This is a genomic window from Achromobacter sp. NPDC008082, from assembly GCF_042957345.1.
Taxonomy (GTDB): domain Bacteria; phylum Pseudomonadota; class Gammaproteobacteria; order Burkholderiales; family Burkholderiaceae_B; genus Achromobacter; species Achromobacter kerstersii_A.
This window is the reverse complement of sequence record NZ_JBIBIB010000006.1, coordinates 211838-229087: the sequence shown is the minus strand read 5'-3', so window position 1 is coordinate 229087 and position 17250 is coordinate 211838. Positions and strand designations below refer to the sequence as shown.

The 17250-nt window shown below is 63.3% G+C and carries 16 protein-coding genes; 3 read left to right on the top strand and 13 right to left on the bottom strand.

Going from position 1 to position 17250, the window contains the following annotated elements:
• Positions 1-464 precede the first annotated feature (464 nt).
• Both ACFZAI_RS24600 and ACFZAI_RS24595 read left to right on the top strand, forming a co-directional pair.
• Positions 465-1214 (top strand): response regulator transcription factor, encoded by a 750-nt coding sequence (locus ACFZAI_RS24600; RefSeq protein WP_391569388.1) that lies wholly within the window; start codon positions 465-467, stop codon positions 1212-1214.
• A gap of 359 nt (positions 1215-1573) precedes the next feature.
• Positions 1574-2227, top strand: coding sequence for a DNA-binding response regulator (locus tag ACFZAI_RS24595; RefSeq protein ID WP_391569387.1), 654 nt, complete (start codon positions 1574-1576; stop codon positions 2225-2227).
• Positions 2228-2556: 329 nt separating this feature from the next.
• On the opposite strand, the gene ACFZAI_RS24590 is transcribed toward ACFZAI_RS24595, so the two are convergent.
• The 13 genes from ACFZAI_RS24590 to ACFZAI_RS24530 are packed head-to-tail and all read right to left on the bottom strand — an operon-like array spanning position 2557 to position 15824.
• The gene (locus ACFZAI_RS24590; protein WP_391569386.1) at positions 2557-3822 is read right to left on the bottom strand and encodes a glycosyltransferase WbuB; all 1266 of its coding nucleotides are present in this window, start codon (positions 3820-3822) and stop codon (positions 2557-2559) included.
• Entirely contained in the window at positions 3819-4379 is a 561-nt protein-coding gene (locus tag ACFZAI_RS24585) for a putative colanic acid biosynthesis acetyltransferase (RefSeq protein ID WP_391569385.1), read from the bottom strand. The genes ACFZAI_RS24590 and ACFZAI_RS24585 overlap by 4 nt, the downstream gene beginning before the upstream one ends.
• Positions 4376-5260, bottom strand: coding sequence for a glycosyltransferase family 2 protein (locus ACFZAI_RS24580; protein WP_391569384.1), 885 nt, complete (start codon positions 5258-5260; stop codon positions 4376-4378). The genes ACFZAI_RS24585 and ACFZAI_RS24580 overlap by 4 nt, the downstream gene beginning before the upstream one ends.
• Positions 5261-5273: 13 nt before the next feature.
• The gene (locus ACFZAI_RS24575) at positions 5274-6401 is read right to left on the bottom strand and encodes a glycosyltransferase (protein WP_391569383.1); all 1128 of its coding nucleotides are present in this window, start codon (positions 6399-6401) and stop codon (positions 5274-5276) included.
• Positions 6394-7698: an O-antigen ligase family protein gene (locus ACFZAI_RS24570; protein ID WP_391569382.1), complete on the bottom strand. Its 1305-nt coding sequence runs from the start codon at positions 7696-7698 to the stop codon at positions 6394-6396. Before ACFZAI_RS24570 ends, ACFZAI_RS24575 begins: the two co-directional genes overlap by 8 nt.
• A 12-nt stretch (positions 7699-7710) precedes the next feature.
• Positions 7711-8613 (bottom strand): glycosyltransferase family 2 protein, encoded by a 903-nt coding sequence (locus ACFZAI_RS24565; protein WP_054426529.1) that lies wholly within the window; start codon positions 8611-8613, stop codon positions 7711-7713.
• A gap of 22 nt (positions 8614-8635) precedes the next feature.
• Positions 8636-9952, bottom strand: coding sequence for an oligosaccharide flippase family protein (locus tag ACFZAI_RS24560; protein ID WP_391569381.1), 1317 nt, complete (start codon positions 9950-9952; stop codon positions 8636-8638).
• Between the two features lie 32 nt (positions 9953-9984).
• Positions 9985-10947: a GDP-L-fucose synthase family protein gene (locus ACFZAI_RS24555; RefSeq protein ID WP_391569380.1), complete on the bottom strand. Its 963-nt coding sequence runs from the start codon at positions 10945-10947 to the stop codon at positions 9985-9987.
• A gap of 6 nt (positions 10948-10953) precedes the next feature.
• Entirely contained in the window at positions 10954-12063 is a 1110-nt protein-coding gene (gene gmd / locus ACFZAI_RS24550; protein WP_391569379.1) for a GDP-mannose 4,6-dehydratase, read from the bottom strand.
• 10 nt (positions 12064-12073) lie between these two features.
• Positions 12074-12436, bottom strand: a complete 363-nt coding sequence (locus ACFZAI_RS24545) for a VanZ family protein (RefSeq protein ID WP_391569712.1) — start codon at positions 12434-12436, stop codon at positions 12074-12076.
• 37 nt (positions 12437-12473) lie between these two features.
• Positions 12474-13904 (bottom strand): mannose-1-phosphate guanylyltransferase/mannose-6-phosphate isomerase, encoded by a 1431-nt coding sequence (locus ACFZAI_RS24540; protein ID WP_391569378.1) that lies wholly within the window; start codon positions 13902-13904, stop codon positions 12474-12476.
• Between the two features lie 5 nt (positions 13905-13909).
• Positions 13910-14362: a GDP-mannose mannosyl hydrolase gene (locus ACFZAI_RS24535; RefSeq protein WP_391569711.1), complete on the bottom strand. Its 453-nt coding sequence runs from the start codon at positions 14360-14362 to the stop codon at positions 13910-13912.
• 52 nt (positions 14363-14414) lie between these two features.
• Positions 14415-15824 carry an undecaprenyl-phosphate glucose phosphotransferase gene (locus ACFZAI_RS24530; protein WP_391569377.1) on the bottom strand — a complete coding sequence of 470 codons (1410 nt, stop codon included), beginning with the start codon at positions 15822-15824 and terminating at the stop codon, positions 14415-14417.
• Positions 15825-16066: 242 nt separating this feature from the next.
• On the opposite strand from ACFZAI_RS24530, the gene ACFZAI_RS24525 reads away from it, so the two are divergent.
• On the top strand, positions 16067-17203 hold the full coding sequence (locus ACFZAI_RS24525; protein WP_391569376.1) for a polysaccharide biosynthesis/export family protein: 1137 nt from the start codon (positions 16067-16069) through the stop codon (positions 17201-17203).
• Positions 17204-17250: the final 47 nt, after the last annotated feature.

The window sequence follows — 17250 nt, the reverse complement described above, 5'->3', positions numbered from 1 at the left end:
TTCGTCGAAAAAGCTTCTTTCTTGCCGCGCCCGGCATGTGCCGGGCCGCGGCTTTTTTTCGGCTGGTATCGGGGTCAAAACCCCGTTGATATTGGCGTTGGGGGCGGGTTCTCATAGAGGGAATCCCCTGGGCGCACGGCGAGAGCTAGTAAAAACCCTAGCGGTTAAAAGGTTGAGGACGTCATCTCATCCCTATTTAGGATAGTGATTAAGGCTAACGAATGATTTCTGTTTTTATCGGATTATATCGCCCTGAAACGTCTTGATTTTGAAGGTTTCGAACCATAAGATGGGTTCATGCCATCCGTTATGTTGGCTACCAAAGTTGCCCAGCCCAAATGCCCCGGTCCAGCTTCATTAGATATTCCGGGATATTGCGGACCACCCCCGCGGGGCTGGAAAAAAAATAGTCTTCAGCACAGCGAAGATCCCTTCTAGGCCCGTCGAAAAACCGGGAGGACACCATGGCCAAGATGGTCCTGATTGAAGCCCATCCGCTACTGCGGTTGGGGTTGTGGCAGATACTTAGCAAGTTGGATGATGTGTGGGAGATCGAGGGGATGGGCCTGGCGGATTTGTCCAAGGCCGATGGCGCGCACGCTGGCGCCGATCTCCTGATCTATGGGTTGCCGGTAGATACCGATGAAGCATGGAGCGCGCTGCACGAAATTCAGCGCGTGCTCACGCCGAAGCGGATTCTGCTGTTGACGGATGTGATGCCCCTGCCGATGCCGGTGCAGGGCCTGCCTGGCGCAAGCGTGTATGGCTGCCTGATGAAGACCGCCTCGGTCGAGATTCTTGAAGCCGCGATACGCCTGGTGATGGCGGGCGGACAATGCTTTCCCAGCGAGCAGGCGTTGCAAGCGCCCGCCGCCGCGGTCTGCGCCTTGCCCACCCGTGATGCCGATGACGTGTCCAGCAAGGGCACGATGCCGGTCAGCGCGGGCGCGCAATTGCTGCAAATCACGCCCCGTCAATATGAAGTGCTGGTGCTGTTGGCTCGGGGCTATCCGATCAAGACGGTCAGCCGCATGCTCAACATCTCGGTTGCGACCGCCAAGACGCACGCTTGCACGCTTTACCAGCGCCTGCATGTCAAGAACAAGGGCGAAGCCGTGTACGCCGCGCTGCAACGCGGAGCAACCTTGGAATGGCATGAACCCAATAACAGGGATTCGGACGCCGGGCAGCTTTATGGGCGCAAGCTTGGGTAAGTGAACAGGCCGCGCCGCCTGCCCGGCAGCCCAGGAACAGGTCCTGTTCTGTTGCTGCCGGGTTCGCCCCACCATCCCGCCTAGTACATACATCGCAGTACGCAGCGCCTTTGCTGGCGCGCCTTTCAACCACCATTCATCCTCCTGAACGAGATTCAGCGAACGTAGCCACTGATAGCATGGGTTGTGTCCGCAAGCATGGGTTGAGAGCGCGAATCACCACACCTCGCCATCACAATCCAATAGCGCGGACGAGATTCCCTAGGGGTCGTCGCCGCACAAGAACCTGCCATCGCAGCGTGATGCGCCAACACCGTGGGAACCGTGTATGGGCCATGTGTCACAAGGTTCTTCCCGGGATGACAACCGTACTGATCGAAGACTACGCTCTGCTTCGCGTCGCAATCCAGCATGTTCTGGAACGTGTACGGAACGCCGACGACATCCTGGCTATCTCGCCAGCTCACCTGCTCAACATGTCCAGCTCGATCAACCGCCCAGTGGAATTGCTGGTCGTGGGTTGTAGTGGCGTGGCCGAGCAGGATATAGGGCTTATCTCGCAGGCGATGGCTTTTTTCATGCCCCGGCTGGTGCTGGTGCTTTACTCGATTCTGGACCCCGCCGTGATGGGCGCGTGTGCGCGGGCGGGGGTTGCGGGCTATCTGCCCAAAGCCTCCAACCCGGACGCGCTGGCCGCAGCCGTGAGCCTCGTGATGGCGGGCGGTGAATGCTATCCCCAGCCCGCCGGACGGCCCCAGGGCGCAGCGCATGCGCCTACGCAGGAACTACGGGAGCTGACGCAACGGCAAGAAGAAATCCTGCAACTGCTGGTGCAGGGCAAAACCATGCGCGAGATCGGCCAGCAGGTCGGCATTTCGGTGGCGACGGTAAAGAGTCATGCGCGCACGCTGTACTGGAAGCTGAACGCGCGGAACCAGGCAGAGGCGGCGTATATCGCCGTGCAGATGGGGTTGGTGCGCAGCGGCAACAATGTGCCGCCGGCAAAGGAATGAACCGCAAGAGGGGTCAAGCGCGCCACGACGTTCGCAAGGACGAAGTGGCCAAGCGCGCCGCGACGTTTGCAAGGACGAAGTGGTGAGGCGCGCCGCGACGTACGCAAGGACGCAGGGCGCACAGGCGCCTCACTCATCATTCGGATGTCGTTCGGACTGTGCAGGAGCGGGTTGCTCGCGATGACGGTCTGAGTTTTTGCAGCCCAGTGCACGACGGCTGCAGCGGCTGCGACGGCTACGACAACCGCGACAACCGCGACAACCGCAACGGCCGCAACGACCGCAACGGCCGCAACCGCCGCGGCCGGCATCAGACACGGCACAGACGTTTAGATATCGCCTTCGCGCGCACGCGGGTCCAGCGGTTTCGCGCGGCCTTGCACCACGGCTTCAAATTCACGCTCGGCCGCGGCCAGCACGGCGTCCACATGCAAATGATTCAACGCGTACTGGCGCGCGGCGGCGCCCAGCGTTTCGCGGATCTGCGCGTTGCAGCTCAGCTTGCGCACGGCTTCGGCCATGGCGTCGGCGTCTTCGGGGGGCGTCAGCAGGCCGCAATGCGCGACCACGCCGGCAAGCTCGGTGCCGGGCGCTGCGCCGCACACGACCGGGCGGCCGCTGGCCAGCATGCCGGTCAGTTTGGACGGCATGACCAGGTCGGCCGCGCCGGCGCGTTGCGGCAGCAGATGAATGTTGGCGGTGTTCAACAGCGAGCCCAGGCGATTGGCCGGTTGCAAGTCCAGGAAGATGACTTGCGGCAAGCCTGCGCAGGCGGCTTCAAGCGGGGCGCGTTCGGGGCCTTGGCCGCAGAACACGAACCAAAGCCGCGTGTCGTGGCTCAGCCGCCGCGCCACCTCAGCCAGCGTTTGCAAGCCTTGTTTTCCGCCCATATTGCCCGAGTACAGCGCCACCACCGCATCGGCAGGTATGCCGAGTTCGGCGCGGAAGTCGCCGCTGTCTGCACGCGGCGTGATGGCGTTGACGTCGATCCAGTTGGGCAGCAGCACCGCGCGGTCAGCGTCCACGCCCTTGGCCAACGCCAGGTCAAGCATGCGGTTCGATATCGTCGACACGCGGTCAAAGCGGCGCATCAGCCAGCGTTCGGCACGCTTGACCAGCGACCGCAAGCCGGCGCCCTTGAGCAAACCCAGCTCAAACGCGGCGTCGACCTCGTAGTCTTGAATGTGCAGCCACGCGCGCGCCCCGCACAAGCGCGCGGTGATCCACGCGGCGGGCGCACAGAACAGCGCGGGCTCCACCACCAGAATCAGGTCCGGCCGGCCCGCCGCGGCACGCAGCAATGACGGCAGGCTGGATACGGCAAAGCTGGCCAGGTGTATCAGGCGTTTCAGCCCGCCTGGTTTGGCCGGCACCCACAGCGGCGCCCGGCGCACGGTGACGCCGCGCCGGTCTTCCTTGTGGTAGCGGCCCGCGCGATAACCGTCATGCACCTGCCATTGCGGGTAATAGGGCGGCGCGGTGACCACGCTGACCTCATGCCCGTGCGCGGCCAGCCATTCGGCCAGCTCGGCGCTGTACTTGCCGATGCCGGTGAGTTCGGGCGCGTAGTTGATGCCGTAGATCAGTATCTTCATGGCGCTGTCGCCATGCGGGGGCGCACGGGGCGGCAGGGGTTGCCGTGGCACACCATCGCGGGCGGCATGTTGCGAAACACCGAACTGCGCGCGCCCACCACGGCTTCACGGCCGATCGTCACGCCCGGCCCCACGAAGACGTCCGTTGCCACCCAGGCGCCATCCTCGATCCGCACCGCGCGTTCGCGCAACGGAAAATCCGGCTGGCCTGCGTCGTGGTCGGCCGCGCACAGATAGCTGCGTTGCGACACCACCGCGTGTGCGCCGATGTGGATGGGTCCCAGGCTGTAGATCACCGCGTCGTCGCCGATCCAGGCGTAGTCGCCGATTTCCACCTTCCACGGATACGTCACCGTGGCGGTCGGCCGGATCAGCACCTTGCGGCCCACCTGCGCGCCAAAACAACGCAACAGCCAGCGGCGAAATCCATACGCCACTTGGGGCGACCAGCGAAACAACGTGCTCTGCACCGTCCACCACAGCTGCACCGTCAACGCGGAGCGGCCACGCTGGCCCGGGGCCAGCGCAAAGCGATCCAGCTGCTGAAGGGTGCTCATTTGGCGGCCCCCGCTACGGTGTCGGCCTGCGTATCCACTTGCGCCAGCCGCGCCTTCTGCAATTCTTCGGTCTTGATGCGGATCTGCCAGTAGTACATGGCGCGCGCAACGGCGTAGTCGTAGCCGGCCTTGCCATCCAGAAAGCCCAGCTTGAACACATAGGAATGCAGGAACGAGATCGGCGCCTTGAAGGGCAGGGCCTGGAATATGCGCTTGAGCAAGGCGCGCGCGCCCACGTTGGCTTCGCGCGGATCGTTCATCAGCCCCTTGGTGCGCAGGTTCGCCTCCCAGTCCGAATAGCGGTTGTGCTTGTCGAAATAATGGAACAGCGAATCGTGGTCGTTGTGCACCATGCGTTGGCGCAGCGCGAACGTTTCGCCTTGAACTTGCGGCTGATAGTGGCCTTCCACTTCCCACATGTGCGCCACGTCCAGATCGTCGTAATCCAGGAAGCGGGACTGGTCGCGCGCCAGCAGCGCCAGCTTGTAGACGCGGTGGCCGTGCTCCAGCTTCTTGCCGCAGAACACGTAATCAAACGGCACGAATGCGCCGCCCGCGCCCGCGGCAAAGCGCGGCAGCACGTCACGGATTTCGGCGGCAAGCGCGGGCGTCATTTCTTCGTCGGCGTCCACATACAGCACCACCGGGTGCGAGAATGGCAACTGCTCCAGGCACCACTGCTTTTTCTTCGGATACTTGCCATTCCATTGGAAGTTCGAAACGCGGGCGCCCAGCGCCGTCGCCATCGCGCAGGTGGCGTCGGTGCTGTTGGAGTCCACCACGAAGACTTCGTCGAACTCCACCAGCGCCTTCAAGCACTTGGCGATATTGCGTTCTTCATTCTTCGTCATGACGACCACGGAAACCGGAATTTTCTGCATGATGCTGTCCTGTTCAGGGCGTGCCGCGTTGCATCAGCGGCTGGAATAGCGCGATGACGTTGCGGCAGTGCCGCTCTAGGGAAAAGGCGTCGGCGCGTTCGGGGCCTTGGGCGGCCAGTTGTTCGCGCATTTCGCCGTCGTAGGCCAGACGGCGCACCGCCTCGGCCAGCGCATGGGGGTCGCCCACGGGCACCAGCAGGCCGTAGCGGCCGGCGTCCAGAATTTCGGCGGGGCCATGCGGACAGTCGGTGGAGATCACCGGCACGCCCAGGCACAGCGCTTCCACCAGCACATTGCCAAAGCTCTCGCGGATGGACGTCAGCGCAAACGCACCGGCGCCGGCAATCACGGGGAAGGGGTTGTCGATATGGCCAGCCAGCGTGACCGGCGTGCGCGAGGGGCGCTCGTCGATGCGCTTTTGCAAGGCGTCGTGTTCGGAACCTTCGCCCAGAATGGTGAAGGCGATGCCCGGGTCGTCCAGGATCGCCGCCGCGTCGATCAACGTGGCGTAGTCCTTCACCGCTTCCAACCGGCCCACCGCCACCACCTGGTAGGGCGCATTGCCATCGCCATCGGGGCGCTGCGCGCCTTGCCGGCGCACCTTGTCCAGCGGCACGCCGTTGTAAATGGTTTGCACCTTGCCGCGTAACGGCGGGAACATGCTGACCAGGTCTTCCTTCACGCCACGCGACACGCCCACCACCGCGTCGTGCCGCCGATAGGTCTGGCTGACAAGCCAGCACTTCAGGCGCCGCATCCGCGATGCGCCGTAGTGGATGGCCGGGCTGCTGTGTTCGAACGCCACGGTCTTGAAGCTGCCGCCCAAGAGCTTTCTGGCCACCACCACCAGCATGTTGCACAACAAGCCATGCGAACACACGATGGCGGGCTTTTCGCGGCGGATCTGCGCCATCAGCCGGAAAAATGCCACGGGCAGCATCAGCCGCAGCTTGGTGGGCGATTCAATGATCGGCAAGGCGCGCGTCACCTTCGGGTTGGCGACGGGGTACTCACGGTTGCGCGAACGCAGCAGGAACAGGGCCGAATCGACACCCTGTTCCGGTAAGGCATCCACGATGAAGGCGACGCATCTTCCGACGCCGCCGTGCAGGTCCGGCGCGACAAACAGGACATCAGGCATGGGGGATTACTCGCGGTGGCGCCCGGCGCGCAGCGCTCGGACGGTGGCTGGGGGTAAGCGGCGTAGCGGTGGCCTCTGCCTGAGGCACGGGCATGATCTGCGCATTGCGCATCAGCGACAGGCAGTAGCAAAGCAGGAATCCGGTGAACGCGGTCTTGGGCGCATAGGCGAGCCCGCCGGATAGCGAATCGATAAAGATGTAGATCGGGGCGGTGGCCAGCAAATAGCGCCGGTGCATCTCCAGCCCTGGATGCGCGTAGCGCCTGAGCAGCGTCAGCAGCAGAATCAGCAAGGGCGGCAACATGATCATGATGGTGCCGACCACGCCGAACTTCATCAGATAGAACGCCCAGGAATTGTGCGCGAAGGTGCTGAGTTCAAAGCCGTTTTCGCCCATGACCCAGCTGCGAAAGCCCGCGCCCTTGCCGAACACGGGGCTTTCGGCGAAGAAGTCCATCTGCCCCTGCATTTCCTGAATGCGCGCGCCGTAGCTGGAATCTTCGTCCAGCTTTTCCACGCTGAAAATGCGGTTGGTCAGCACATCCAGGTAGCCGATGCTGGCAAACACCAGTACGCCCGCCAGCGCCGCCGGCGCAAAGATGATGATGGCGCGCCGCCGGATTTCGGCGCTGGAACCCAGCAGCACCGCAATCAGCACGGACACGGCCAATTGCAGGTACTGGCTGCGGTTCAGCGAGAAGACCAGCGCCAGCAGCATATACACCGTCAACGCGTAAGCCTTGGGGCCGGACACGTTCAACGTGCGCCGGAAGTACAGCAGTGACACCACGCCAAACGGAATCGCCCACACCCCCAGCCGCACATTGCGCAGCGGGTTCGACACGCTGAAGCCCTGCGCCTGTTCCAGCAGCATCAGCGTGGCGACCGCCAGGCAGGCCGCCACAATGTACTTTTGCAGCACGGCATAGGCGGCGGGGCTGTCGATGTCCTTGTAGCAAAGGAACGGCGTGCACAGAAAATAGAAGACGATGCGCAGGTCGCGCGCCACGTCGCCCGTTTCAATGCCGGGGTGATGCATGGAGACCAGCAGCAGATAAATCACCGACATGGCCTGCAGGCCCAGCAGCGCGCCCAGCAGCCCGCGCGGCAAGGCGTAGGCGCTGGGTTCCGCCAGCCGCAGCGCCTTGACGGCCAGCATGGCGACGAACAGCACATCAAAGGGCGATAGCTTGAAGCTGCCCACGCCCAGGATGAAGCGGTCGTCGTTCAAGGCCAGCGCGGTGAACGCGAACAGGCCCAGCAGATGCAGGGTGGACAAGCGGCGGTGCGGGCTCATGTCGGCGTCATCCTAGTGTGCGGCCCAGTCGTCGCGTCCGAAAATTTTCGTGGTCAGCTTTTCGAACAGGTACGACAAGTCCCCCTGGCGGGCGTGCGCCGCCACCTTGGACGCGCGGCAAGACAGTTCGAACAGCCGGCCCAGCCCCGGCTCGGTGCGCCGGATGCGGGTGACGATCTGCTCGCGCTCTTCCAGCAGCACGTCCTGCATCAGCGCCGTCTTGGTTTCGTCGTGCGCGGTGTAGACGCCCAGCGCATCAGGCACGATCAGGTTCTTGCCTTCGCGCAGCAGCCGGCTCCACAGCTCCAGGTCCATGCAGTAGCGCATGCTTTCCTGAAGCAGCCCGTACTTGCGCAGCAGGTCGCGGCGGAAGATGGCCGACTGGTTGGGGATCGACGCCTTCACCACCGTCAACGTGCCACGGTTGACGGGCGTGTAGTGGATCTTGCGAAAGATCTTGTTGTCGGCATCCGCCACGAACAGGTTGCCGCTGACGATCGGCGCACGGCCCTTGGCTGCGGCCGCGCCCAGCTTGCGCAGCGCGCCCGGGAAGTACAGATCGTCGGAATTCTGCCAGCCCACGTAATCGCCCGTGGCGCGTTCGAATCCCTTGTTGATGGCGTGCGACTGGCCGCGGTCAGGGGTGCTTTCCCAGTAGGTCAGGTAGCGTTCGTACTTGCGGATGATGTCCACGCTGCCATCGGTGGAACCGCCGTCGATGATGATGTATTCCAGACGCGGATAGCCCTGGTTCAGCACCGACAAAATGGTGCGTTCCAGGAATTTCGCCTGGTTGAACGAGGGGGTCACGATGGTCACTTTGGGCAACAGGCCGCCGGCGATCGGCGCGGGCGGACGAAGCTCGCGAACGAAGTCGATGAGCTGACGTGAATACTCGTTATGACGCTTGCGCATGTAAGACCTCAACATGTAGGTGTTATCGGGTGGCCGCAGGCAATGCGCCCGGGAAGTCGGGGCGGGATTGACGGATGGCGAGGGCCACGCCGGCCAGCGTGATCGCCGCGTAGGCCATGCGGCCCCAAGCCGCGGCGTGTTCACCGGCCGCGTGTACGAGTCCTGCCATGACGCACAGCATCGCCAGCCCGCCAAGACCATTCAGAATGGCGACGGCGCGGGAATTGCCCAGGCCCAGCAGCGAGAAGTGCGCGGCGGCGTTGAGCGACAACAAGCCCGACGCCACAATCAGCAACTGAAAGGTGCCCAGGTGGCCAGTGGCCACGTTGTCGCCCAACAGCAGATTCAACAGCGGATGGCTCACCGCCAGCACCGCCAGCGTGGCGCTGGCCGACAGCGCGAGGTTCCACATCATCATGCGGCGGATCTCGCGTTCGGCCGCGCCCACATAGGGCGGCGACACCGACAGGCGGCTGACGCGCGGCATCGCTTTCTGGAAGATGGCGACGGACGCGGTGTGAATGATCTGGCCCACTTGCACGCCTACGGTGTAGATGGCCAGCGCGGCCGGCCCCATCATGCTGCCCACCAGCACGCGGTCGACGGAGCCGAAGGCCAGCGCGCTCAAACTGTTCAGCCACGACCAGCGCGAAAACTTGAACGCGGCAGACATGGCGGCGCGGTCGCGCACCGGGCGCACCAGCACGCGGCCATAGGCGCGGGAGAACACGCGCATCTTCACGGTGCCGGCCACCAGCAGCCCGAACGCTTGCGCGACCCCGGTCCATGTGGGCGACGCCGTCAGCGCCGCCGTGGCGCAGGCCAGCGCCATCGTGCCGGTGCGGCTGAATAGCTCGCACAAGGCCGTCGCACGAAAATCTTCCCGGCCTTTCAGGCAGCCGGAGAAAAGCTGGTCATATTGCTGGGTCAGGTAGATGGCCAGTGCGGGCATGGCCAGCAAGGTCACGGCCACGCCGCCAAAAGTCGCGGCGGGCCAAGCCAGGCCCACCACCGCCCACAACAGCACCGCGGCCAGCGTCACCACGCCCAGCGCGCAACCGATCAACGACATGCTGACCCCGGCCGCGCGGTAAGCGCCGCCGGGTTCGTGCAGGCGTTCGGACACCAGCTTGGTCGCGGTGACCGCCGCGCCCAGGTTGGCGGCGTTGCCGAACCCGGCCAGCGCGATGATCATCGAATACTGGCCAAAGCCCACCGTGCCCAACTGGCGGAACAGAATGGGCAAGGCCACCAGCGCCGCGACCGGGCCGATGCCGTACTCCACCAGCCCCCAGAAGGAAGCATTGCCGGCGATGTGTTTTCTGACGAATCCAAGCATCGGGAAGCCTGTGGTTGAAGCTGGCGCGGCCCTTAGGCCACGGGCAGCGCCTGTTGGGATTGGTCTGCGCGTTCACGCAGAAAATGTCCGTAGGCCAGCGTGATGCCGTCTACCAGCGAGATGCCGGGTTTCCACCCCAGCGCCTGCACGCGCGACGAATCCATCAGCTTGCGCGGCGTGCCGTCGGGCTTGCTGGTGTCGTAGACGATGCGGCCTTGATAGCCCACTACGCGCGCCACCAGCGCCGCCAGGTCCGCAATCGAGATGTCTTTGCCGGCGCCGATGTTGTACATGCCGGTCGCATCCGGATGTTCCATCAGCATCACGCAGGCTTGGGCCAGATCGTCCACGTACAGAAATTCCCGCAGCGGCGATCCCGTGCCCCAGATCGTCACGCTCTCCTGACCGGCTTCGCGGCCTTCATGGAATTTGCGGATCAGCGCCGGCAGCACATGGCTGCTGTGCAGGTCGTAGTTGTCGTGCGGCCCATACAGGTTGGTGGGCATGGCGCAGATGAAGCGCGCGCCATACTCGCGCTGGTAGGCCTCGCACAACTTCAGGCCCGCGATCTTGGCGATGGCGTAGGGCTCGTTGGTGGATTCCAGCGGGCCTGTCAGCAGGGCGTCTTCGTGAATCGGCTGCGGGGCTTCGCGGGGGTAGATGCATGACGAACCCAGAAACAGCAGCTTGCGCACGCCGGCCGCATAGGCGGCGCGGATCACGTTGCACTGGATCATCAGGTTCTTGTACAGAAAATCCACCGGATGGTTCTGGTTGGCCAGAATGCCGCCCACCTTGGCGGCGGCCAGGTACACCACATCGACCGGCGTGGTCGAAAAGAAGCGGTGCACCTGGTTCTGGTTTTCCAGGTCCAGCTCGGCGCGGCTGCGGGTCAGCACCTGCTCGTACCCGCGGCGGCGCAGCTCGCGCGTAATGGCGGCGCCCACCATGCCACGGTGGCCGGCGACAAACACGCGTTGGTCCAGGTTCGTCATGGCGCGCTACTCCTTGTAGGCGTAGATTTCGTAGCCGTTCTGCTCGACCAGCGCGTCGCGGCGCGCATCCTTCAGGTCGCTCTCCACCATTTCCTTGACCAGCTGCTCAAAGGTGGTGCGCGGCGACCAGCCCAGCTTTTCGCGCGCCTTGGTGGGGTCGCCCAGCAGGGTTTCCACTTCGGTCGGACGGAAGTAGCGCGGGTCGACGCGCACGATGACCTGGCCGGGCTTGACGTCGTGCACCGGCGAGAACAGCACGGTGGCCGTTTCTTCCAGGCCTTCGCCTTCCCACGCCAACAGAATGCCCAGCTCGCGCGCCGCCGTATTGATGAATTCGCGCACGCTGTACTGCATGCCGGTGGCGATGACGTAGTCCTCGGGCGTGTCCTGTTGCAGCATCAGCCACTGCATTTCGACGTAGTCGCGGGCATGGCCCCAGTCGCGCAGCGCAGACAGGTTGCCCAGGTACAGGCATTCCTGCAGGCCGAGCACAATGCGCGCCAGGCCGCGGGTGATCTTGCGCGTCACGAAGGTTTCGCCGCGCTTGGGCGATTCGTGGTTGAACAAGATGCCGTTGCAGGCATACATGCCATACGCTTCGCGGTAGTTCACGCTGATCCAGTAGGCGTAGAGCTTGGCGGCGGCGTAGGGGCTGCGCGGATAGAAGGGGGTGGTTTCCTTCTGCGGCGTTTCCTGCACCAGACCATACAGTTCCGACGTCGACGCCTGATAGAAGCGGGCCTTCTCCTCCAGCTTGAGGATGCGGATGGCTTCCAGCAAACGCAGCGTGCCCAGCCCGTCGGCGTTGGCCGTATATTCCGGCTCTTCGAACGAGACCCCCACATGGCTTTGGGCGGCCAGGTTGTAGATCTCGTCGGGTTGCACCGACTGCACAATGCGGATCAGGCTGCATGAATCAGTCATGTCGCCGTGGTGCAGCACGAAATTGCGGGGCTGGTCGTGCGGATCTTGGTAAAGATGGTCGATACGCGCGGTATTGAACAGCGAAGCGCGCCGCTTGATGCCATGGACTTCATAGCCCTTGGCCAGCAGGAACTCCGCCAGATAGGCGCCGTCTTGTCCGGTAACGCCGGTAATCAGTGCCCGTTTTGGCATGGTTGTATCCTTAAGACTTAGTAACTGCACGAAAGGAGCCGAAGGCTGCGGTACCAATGTGCAATGAGATTACTGTTGCACCAGCCGCCAAGATATCGGCCAAAAGGTCTAAGAGTTCAGCCTGTCGATAGGGAAAAAAGGATTGGATTGATTCGTCCAATGCACCCAACGCCGTCACGATCAGCATGGCCACCAGGGCCGGGCGCCGGTTGACCGACAGGTAAATCAAACCGGTCAGGAAGGCGTAAGCCAGAAGATGCAGACGCTTGTCGCCAAAGGCGTCTGACATCTCGGCAGCCAGGCCGGGCAAGTTCCCCACGGTGATCAGCACCGCGAAGAACACACCCGCCAAAGGCAGGCAAACGCGAGCCATGCCGGGCCGCCAGAAAGGTTCTTCGGGTTTCTCCCGTTCAGACGCGGCCATACATGTCCTGGAATCTGACGATGTCGTCCTCGCCCAGGTATGCGCCCGATTGGACTTCGATGATTTCCAGCGGGATCTTTCCCGGGTTTTCCAGGCTGTGGGTTTCGCCCAGCGGGATGTAAGTCGACTGGTTCTCCGTCAGCAGGTACTGCTTGTCGCCGTTGTAGATGCGCGCCGTGCCGGACACCACGATCCAGTGCTCCGCCCGGTGGTGATGCATCTGCGACGACAGGCGTGCGCCCGGCTTTACCGTGATGCGCTTGACCTGGTAGCGCGGGCCATGGCCCACCGAGTCATAGGACCCCCACGGCCGCTGCACCTCGCGGTGATGGTTCAATTCCGACCGATGCTGCGTCTTGAAGATCTCGACCAGACGCTTCACATCCTGCGAACGCGATTTGTGCGCCACCAGCACGGCGTCGGCCGTTTCGATCACCACAATGTCGTCCAGGCCCACCGATGCGACGAGCCGGCTGGTGGAGTGGATCAAACAATTGCGCGAATCCTCCACCATGACGTCGCCGGTGGTGGAGTTGCCTTCCACCGTCTTCTGGGCGATGCCCCAGACGGCGTCCCACGCGCCCACGTCGCTCCAGGACGCGGCCAGCGGGATGACGACGGCGCTGTCCGTGCGTTCCATGATGGCGTAGTCCATCGAATCGCTGGGGCAGGCTTCGAACGACGGCCCGTCCAGGTGGAACAGCCCGTTGTCTCCGTGGCCGGTGGCCACCGCCGCCTGCACCTGCTCAAGCATCTTCGGGGCCAAGCGGGCCATTTCAGACAGGAACACAGACGCCTGGAACGCGAACATGCCGCTGTTCCAGTAGTAGCCGCCATCGTCGATGAAGCGCTGCGCCACTTCCGGCGACGGCTTTTCCACAAAGCGGCGCACGCGGCGCGCGGGCGCCATGACGCCGGGCTCTTCCGACTGGATGTAGCCATAGCCGCTGAGCGGCGCAGTCGGCGTGATGCCGAAGGTGACCAGGGCGCCCTGGCGCGCGGCCTCATAGGCCTGGGCGAACGCGGCGCTGAGCACCTCCCCGTCTTCCAGCACATGGTCCGACGGCATGATCAGCATGATGGGGTCTTCGCCATCACGCATGGCGCGCAACGTGGCGGCCGCAATGGCGGGCGCGGTGTTGCGGGCAAAGGGTTCAAGAATCACCTCGGCGTCCTTGATGCCCAGCTCCAGCGCCTGTTCGGCCGCAATGTATTGGTGAGCGTCATTGCACACCAGCATCGGCTTGGCCTCAGCGCCCGCCGACCCCAGCCGCAACAGCGTGTTTTGCAACAGGCTGCGGGCATCGGTCAAACGGATGAACTGCTTGGGCAACAGTTCGCGTGACAGCGGCCACAGGCGTGAGCCGGAGCCGCCGCAAAGAATGACAGCCCGGTAGGGGGGAGGGGGATTCGTCATGGCGCTCACTCCTTGAAGTAGGCCTGGGTGTACGGATGCACGCCGGGGTCGGCGGCGATCTCTTGTGCGGGCAGCCAGCGGTAGCCCTGGTGCTGGCGTTGGGGAAGGCTTGCGGTATCCAGCGACAGCTCGGCCTCGTAGGCGAGGACGACGTAATGGGTGGAGCGTCCGGCTTCACCCGCGAAATTGGTGCCATAGAAATGTTCGTACACGCCGCGCGGCGTCCACGCGTCTGCCTCGATGGGCAGGCCGAGCTCTTCGCGGGCGATGCGGGCGAGCGCGTCGCGCAAGGATTCGTTTTTGCGGATGCGTCCGCCCGGCACAAACCAGGCGCCGCGCGCGGGCGGGTTGGTGCGTAAGCCGGTCAGGTAGCGGCCGTCGGCGTCGCGCAGCAGCAGGTCGATGGAGACCAGCGGCAGCATCTCCACCGCCCGGCGGAAGTCCGCCTGCGGCAGCACGCCTGCGGACGGGTTGTGCGGCCCAGCGCTGTGGGCGGGCCATCCCAAGGGTTTAGTAGACATTGCGGCCCGTCCATCCCGACACGGCCGTGCGGGCGATGATCAGCAGGTCCATCCGGAACGTCCAGTGCTGGATGTAATAGATGTCATGCTCGACGCGGTCGCTCATCTTGCGCAGCGTGTCCGTCTGGCCACGAAAGCCATTCACCTGCGCCCAGCCCGTGATGCCCGGTTTGACGCGGTGGCGCATCATGTAGCGCTGCACCAGGTCCTTGTACATTTCGTTATGTTCCAGCGCGTGCGGGCGCGGCCCCACGACGGACATATCGCCCATCAGCACGTTCAGAAACTGCGGCAGCTCATCCAGACTGGTACGGCGCAGAAAGCCGCCGATACGGGTGATGCGCGAGTCGTTACGCGTGGCCTGGGTGACGGTGCCGTGTTCCTGATGCACCGTCATCGTGCGGAATTTGTAGACGTGAAAGACCTTGCCATCCACACCCAGCCGCGGCTGGGTAAAGAACACCGGCCCGCGTGAGGTCAGCTTCACCATCAGCGCAATGGACAGCATCACGGGCGATAAGCCGATCAGCGCGCAAAAAGCGAAGCTGCGGTCAAACACTTCCTTGGCCCAGCCGCGCACGCCAGCCGCCGGCAGACTATTCAGTTGAATGGCGGGCAGCCCCAGGAATTCACCGATGCGATGGCCCAGCAGCTGAATCGACATCACATCGGGAATCCAGCGGATATCCACCAAGTCGTTACGCAAGTGATAGAGCACTTCGCGCAGCTCCTGGCCCGCCTCCATCGGAAGCACGATCCAGATTTCACGCACATTGTGTTCGTGGACGAAGCTGTGCAGGTTGTCCAGATCATGCAGGCGGCGCACTTGCGGCGGCAGGCTTTCATGCGGTTCGGCATAGATGCCCGCCACTTCATAGCCCGCGCCCCGGTACTGTTCGACGCGGCGCCACAGGTCATGGCCCAGCGCGCCAAAGCCCACCAGCAGCACGTGCTTCTTATTTAGTCCGCGATCACGCGCCGCGCCCAGCACGGCGTAGACCGCAATGCGCACGCCGGCCAGCGTCAGCGCCGCCATGCCAAACCAGGTAGCCGCCCATATGCGCGATATCGCGGCGGTCTGATGCATGAGAAAACTGACAAGAATGCCCAGTGCGAACACGGTCGCCCACGCCGCCAGGCTGCGCACGACGAGATCCGTCAGCAGCCGGCCCCGCCAGGACACATACAGGCGGAAGGCGGGGAACAGGGCAATCACGCCCAGCCCGCACAAATACACCAGGAACAGATGAATTTGCGGCGGGTCCGCCAATGCATCGTCCGAGAATTTCAAGCCGGTGGCAGTCAGGCCGCAGGTGATGACGATCGCGGCGTCGAGCAGGCGGTATAGATAGCTTGCTCCACTGAATCTTGCCGACGTGTCCGATTGGGACGGGTCCATCGCGCACTCCTGTTCGGGGGGAGTCTTTCTTGCGGCGACAACAACGGTGCAGTGCCGCAAAACATGTGGCTACCGACGAAATCTTATTGAGTGCAAGGCGTACCCGAAACCTCCAAACGATGTAGGAGAAGGCTTAGGGCATCCGTCGAATGTGCGGGGCTTGAAAAAGAGAGTGGAATGTCGCAACCCGTTACGCATCGGGCTCCTTTCCAAGCAACGAAGTCATTCACAGTGGATTTGCCATGACGACATTTTTCGGAACGTTGAGCCGGGCCATCGCCGCTATCGCGCTCGTGTCCTCGCTAGGCGCTTGCGCCCTGTCACCCGGTATGACCTTCAGCGCCGGCCATCTCGTTGATCCGCTGGACCCGAACTCCGTGGCGCCGATCAAGGAAATCACGCCGGCTCTCGTGGTGGACGACTTACGCGCCCGCCAGGCATTGATCAACAACGACGGCGTTGACCGTCTTGTCGGTTCCGTTGAACCCTACCGCATTGGACCCGGAGACATCCTCTCCATCGTCGTGTGGGATCACCCCGAGCTCGTGCTTCCGACGCAAACCTACGCCATCGGAACTGGGGTGACCGAACTAATCATGGGAGATACCGCCTCGGGCATTCCGGGCTATACGGTCTCATCCACTGGATACATCCAATTTCCGTATGCAGGATTGCTGAAAGTGGCGGGGTTGACGGAACTTCAGGCGCGCAATCTCATAGTCAATAGTTCCGGCAAGTACATCCAAGATCCGCAGATCACGGTACGCGTGCTGGGCTATCGAAGCAAGCGTGTCTACGTCGAAGGCGAAGTGAAGTTGCCGGGCACGGTTGCCATCAACGACATTCCGATGACTCTGCTCGAAGCGGTCAACCGCGCGGGAGGTTTATTGCCCACCGCTGATCGCAGCGCCGTCTATGTCATTCGCGATGGCCGCCGTACCCGCGTGAATTTGCCCGCACTGATCGAGCGTGGCCAAGACCTGAATCAAGTGATGCTGAAGTCGGGCGACATCGTGCGTGTCACGCCGCGAGACGACAGCAAGGTGTTCGTGATGGGCGAAGTGTTCCTGCCCACCACCGTAGTGATGCGCGACGGACGGATGTCGTTGACCGAGGCGCTGGGCATGGCGGGAGGACCTAACCAGCTCTCGGCCGACGCGTCGCAAATCTTTGTTGTGCGCAGTACCGAAGACGCTAAGCCCCAGGTGTTTCACCTGAACTCCAAGTCGCCGCAGGGCTTGGCGGTAGGAGCGAAGTTTGAGTTGGAGCCCAAAGACGTTGTGTTCGTGGATACGGCGGCGCTGGTGCGGTGGAACCGCTTCATCAGCAACCTGTTCCCGAGCGCACAAACGGTACAGACCGTGAAGTCGATCAATTAAGTCCGCCTTTCGGGGCCGCAAGGCTCCAAAACCACGCCTTTGGGGGC

Excerpts from the sequence above, each read along its gene's own strand:
- ACFZAI_RS24600 (WP_391569388.1), top strand. The coding sequence starts at position 465 with ATGGCCAAGATGGTCCTGATTGAAGCCCATCCGCTACTGCGGTTGGGG.
- ACFZAI_RS24595 (WP_391569387.1), top strand. The coding sequence starts at position 1,574 with ATGACAACCGTACTGATCGAAGACTACGCTCTGCTTCGCGTCGCAATC.
- ACFZAI_RS24590 (WP_391569386.1), bottom strand. The coding sequence starts at position 3,822 with ATGAAGATACTGATCTACGGCATCAACTACGCGCCCGAACTCACCGGC.
- ACFZAI_RS24585 (WP_391569385.1), bottom strand. The coding sequence starts at position 4,379 with ATGAGCACCCTTCAGCAGCTGGATCGCTTTGCGCTGGCCCCGGGCCAG.
- ACFZAI_RS24580 (WP_391569384.1), bottom strand. The coding sequence starts at position 5,260 with ATGCAGAAAATTCCGGTTTCCGTGGTCGTCATGACGAAGAATGAAGAA.
- ACFZAI_RS24575 (WP_391569383.1), bottom strand. The coding sequence starts at position 6,401 with ATGCCTGATGTCCTGTTTGTCGCGCCGGACCTGCACGGCGGCGTCGGA.
- ACFZAI_RS24570 (WP_391569382.1), bottom strand. The coding sequence starts at position 7,698 with ATGAGCCCGCACCGCCGCTTGTCCACCCTGCATCTGCTGGGCCTGTTC.
- ACFZAI_RS24565 (WP_054426529.1), bottom strand. The coding sequence starts at position 8,613 with ATGCGCAAGCGTCATAACGAGTATTCACGTCAGCTCATCGACTTCGTT.
- ACFZAI_RS24560 (WP_391569381.1), bottom strand. The coding sequence starts at position 9,952 with ATGCTTGGATTCGTCAGAAAACACATCGCCGGCAATGCTTCCTTCTGG.
- ACFZAI_RS24555 (WP_391569380.1), bottom strand. The coding sequence starts at position 10,947 with ATGACGAACCTGGACCAACGCGTGTTTGTCGCCGGCCACCGTGGCATG.
- gmd (WP_391569379.1), bottom strand. The coding sequence starts at position 12,063 with ATGCCAAAACGGGCACTGATTACCGGCGTTACCGGACAAGACGGCGCC.
- ACFZAI_RS24545 (WP_391569712.1), bottom strand. The coding sequence starts at position 12,436 with ATGGCTCGCGTTTGCCTGCCTTTGGCGGGTGTGTTCTTCGCGGTGCTG.
- ACFZAI_RS24540 (WP_391569378.1), bottom strand. The coding sequence starts at position 13,904 with ATGACGAATCCCCCTCCCCCCTACCGGGCTGTCATTCTTTGCGGCGGC.
- ACFZAI_RS24530 (WP_391569377.1), bottom strand. The coding sequence starts at position 15,824 with ATGGACCCGTCCCAATCGGACACGTCGGCAAGATTCAGTGGAGCAAGC.
- ACFZAI_RS24525 (WP_391569376.1), top strand. The coding sequence starts at position 16,067 with ATGACGACATTTTTCGGAACGTTGAGCCGGGCCATCGCCGCTATCGCG.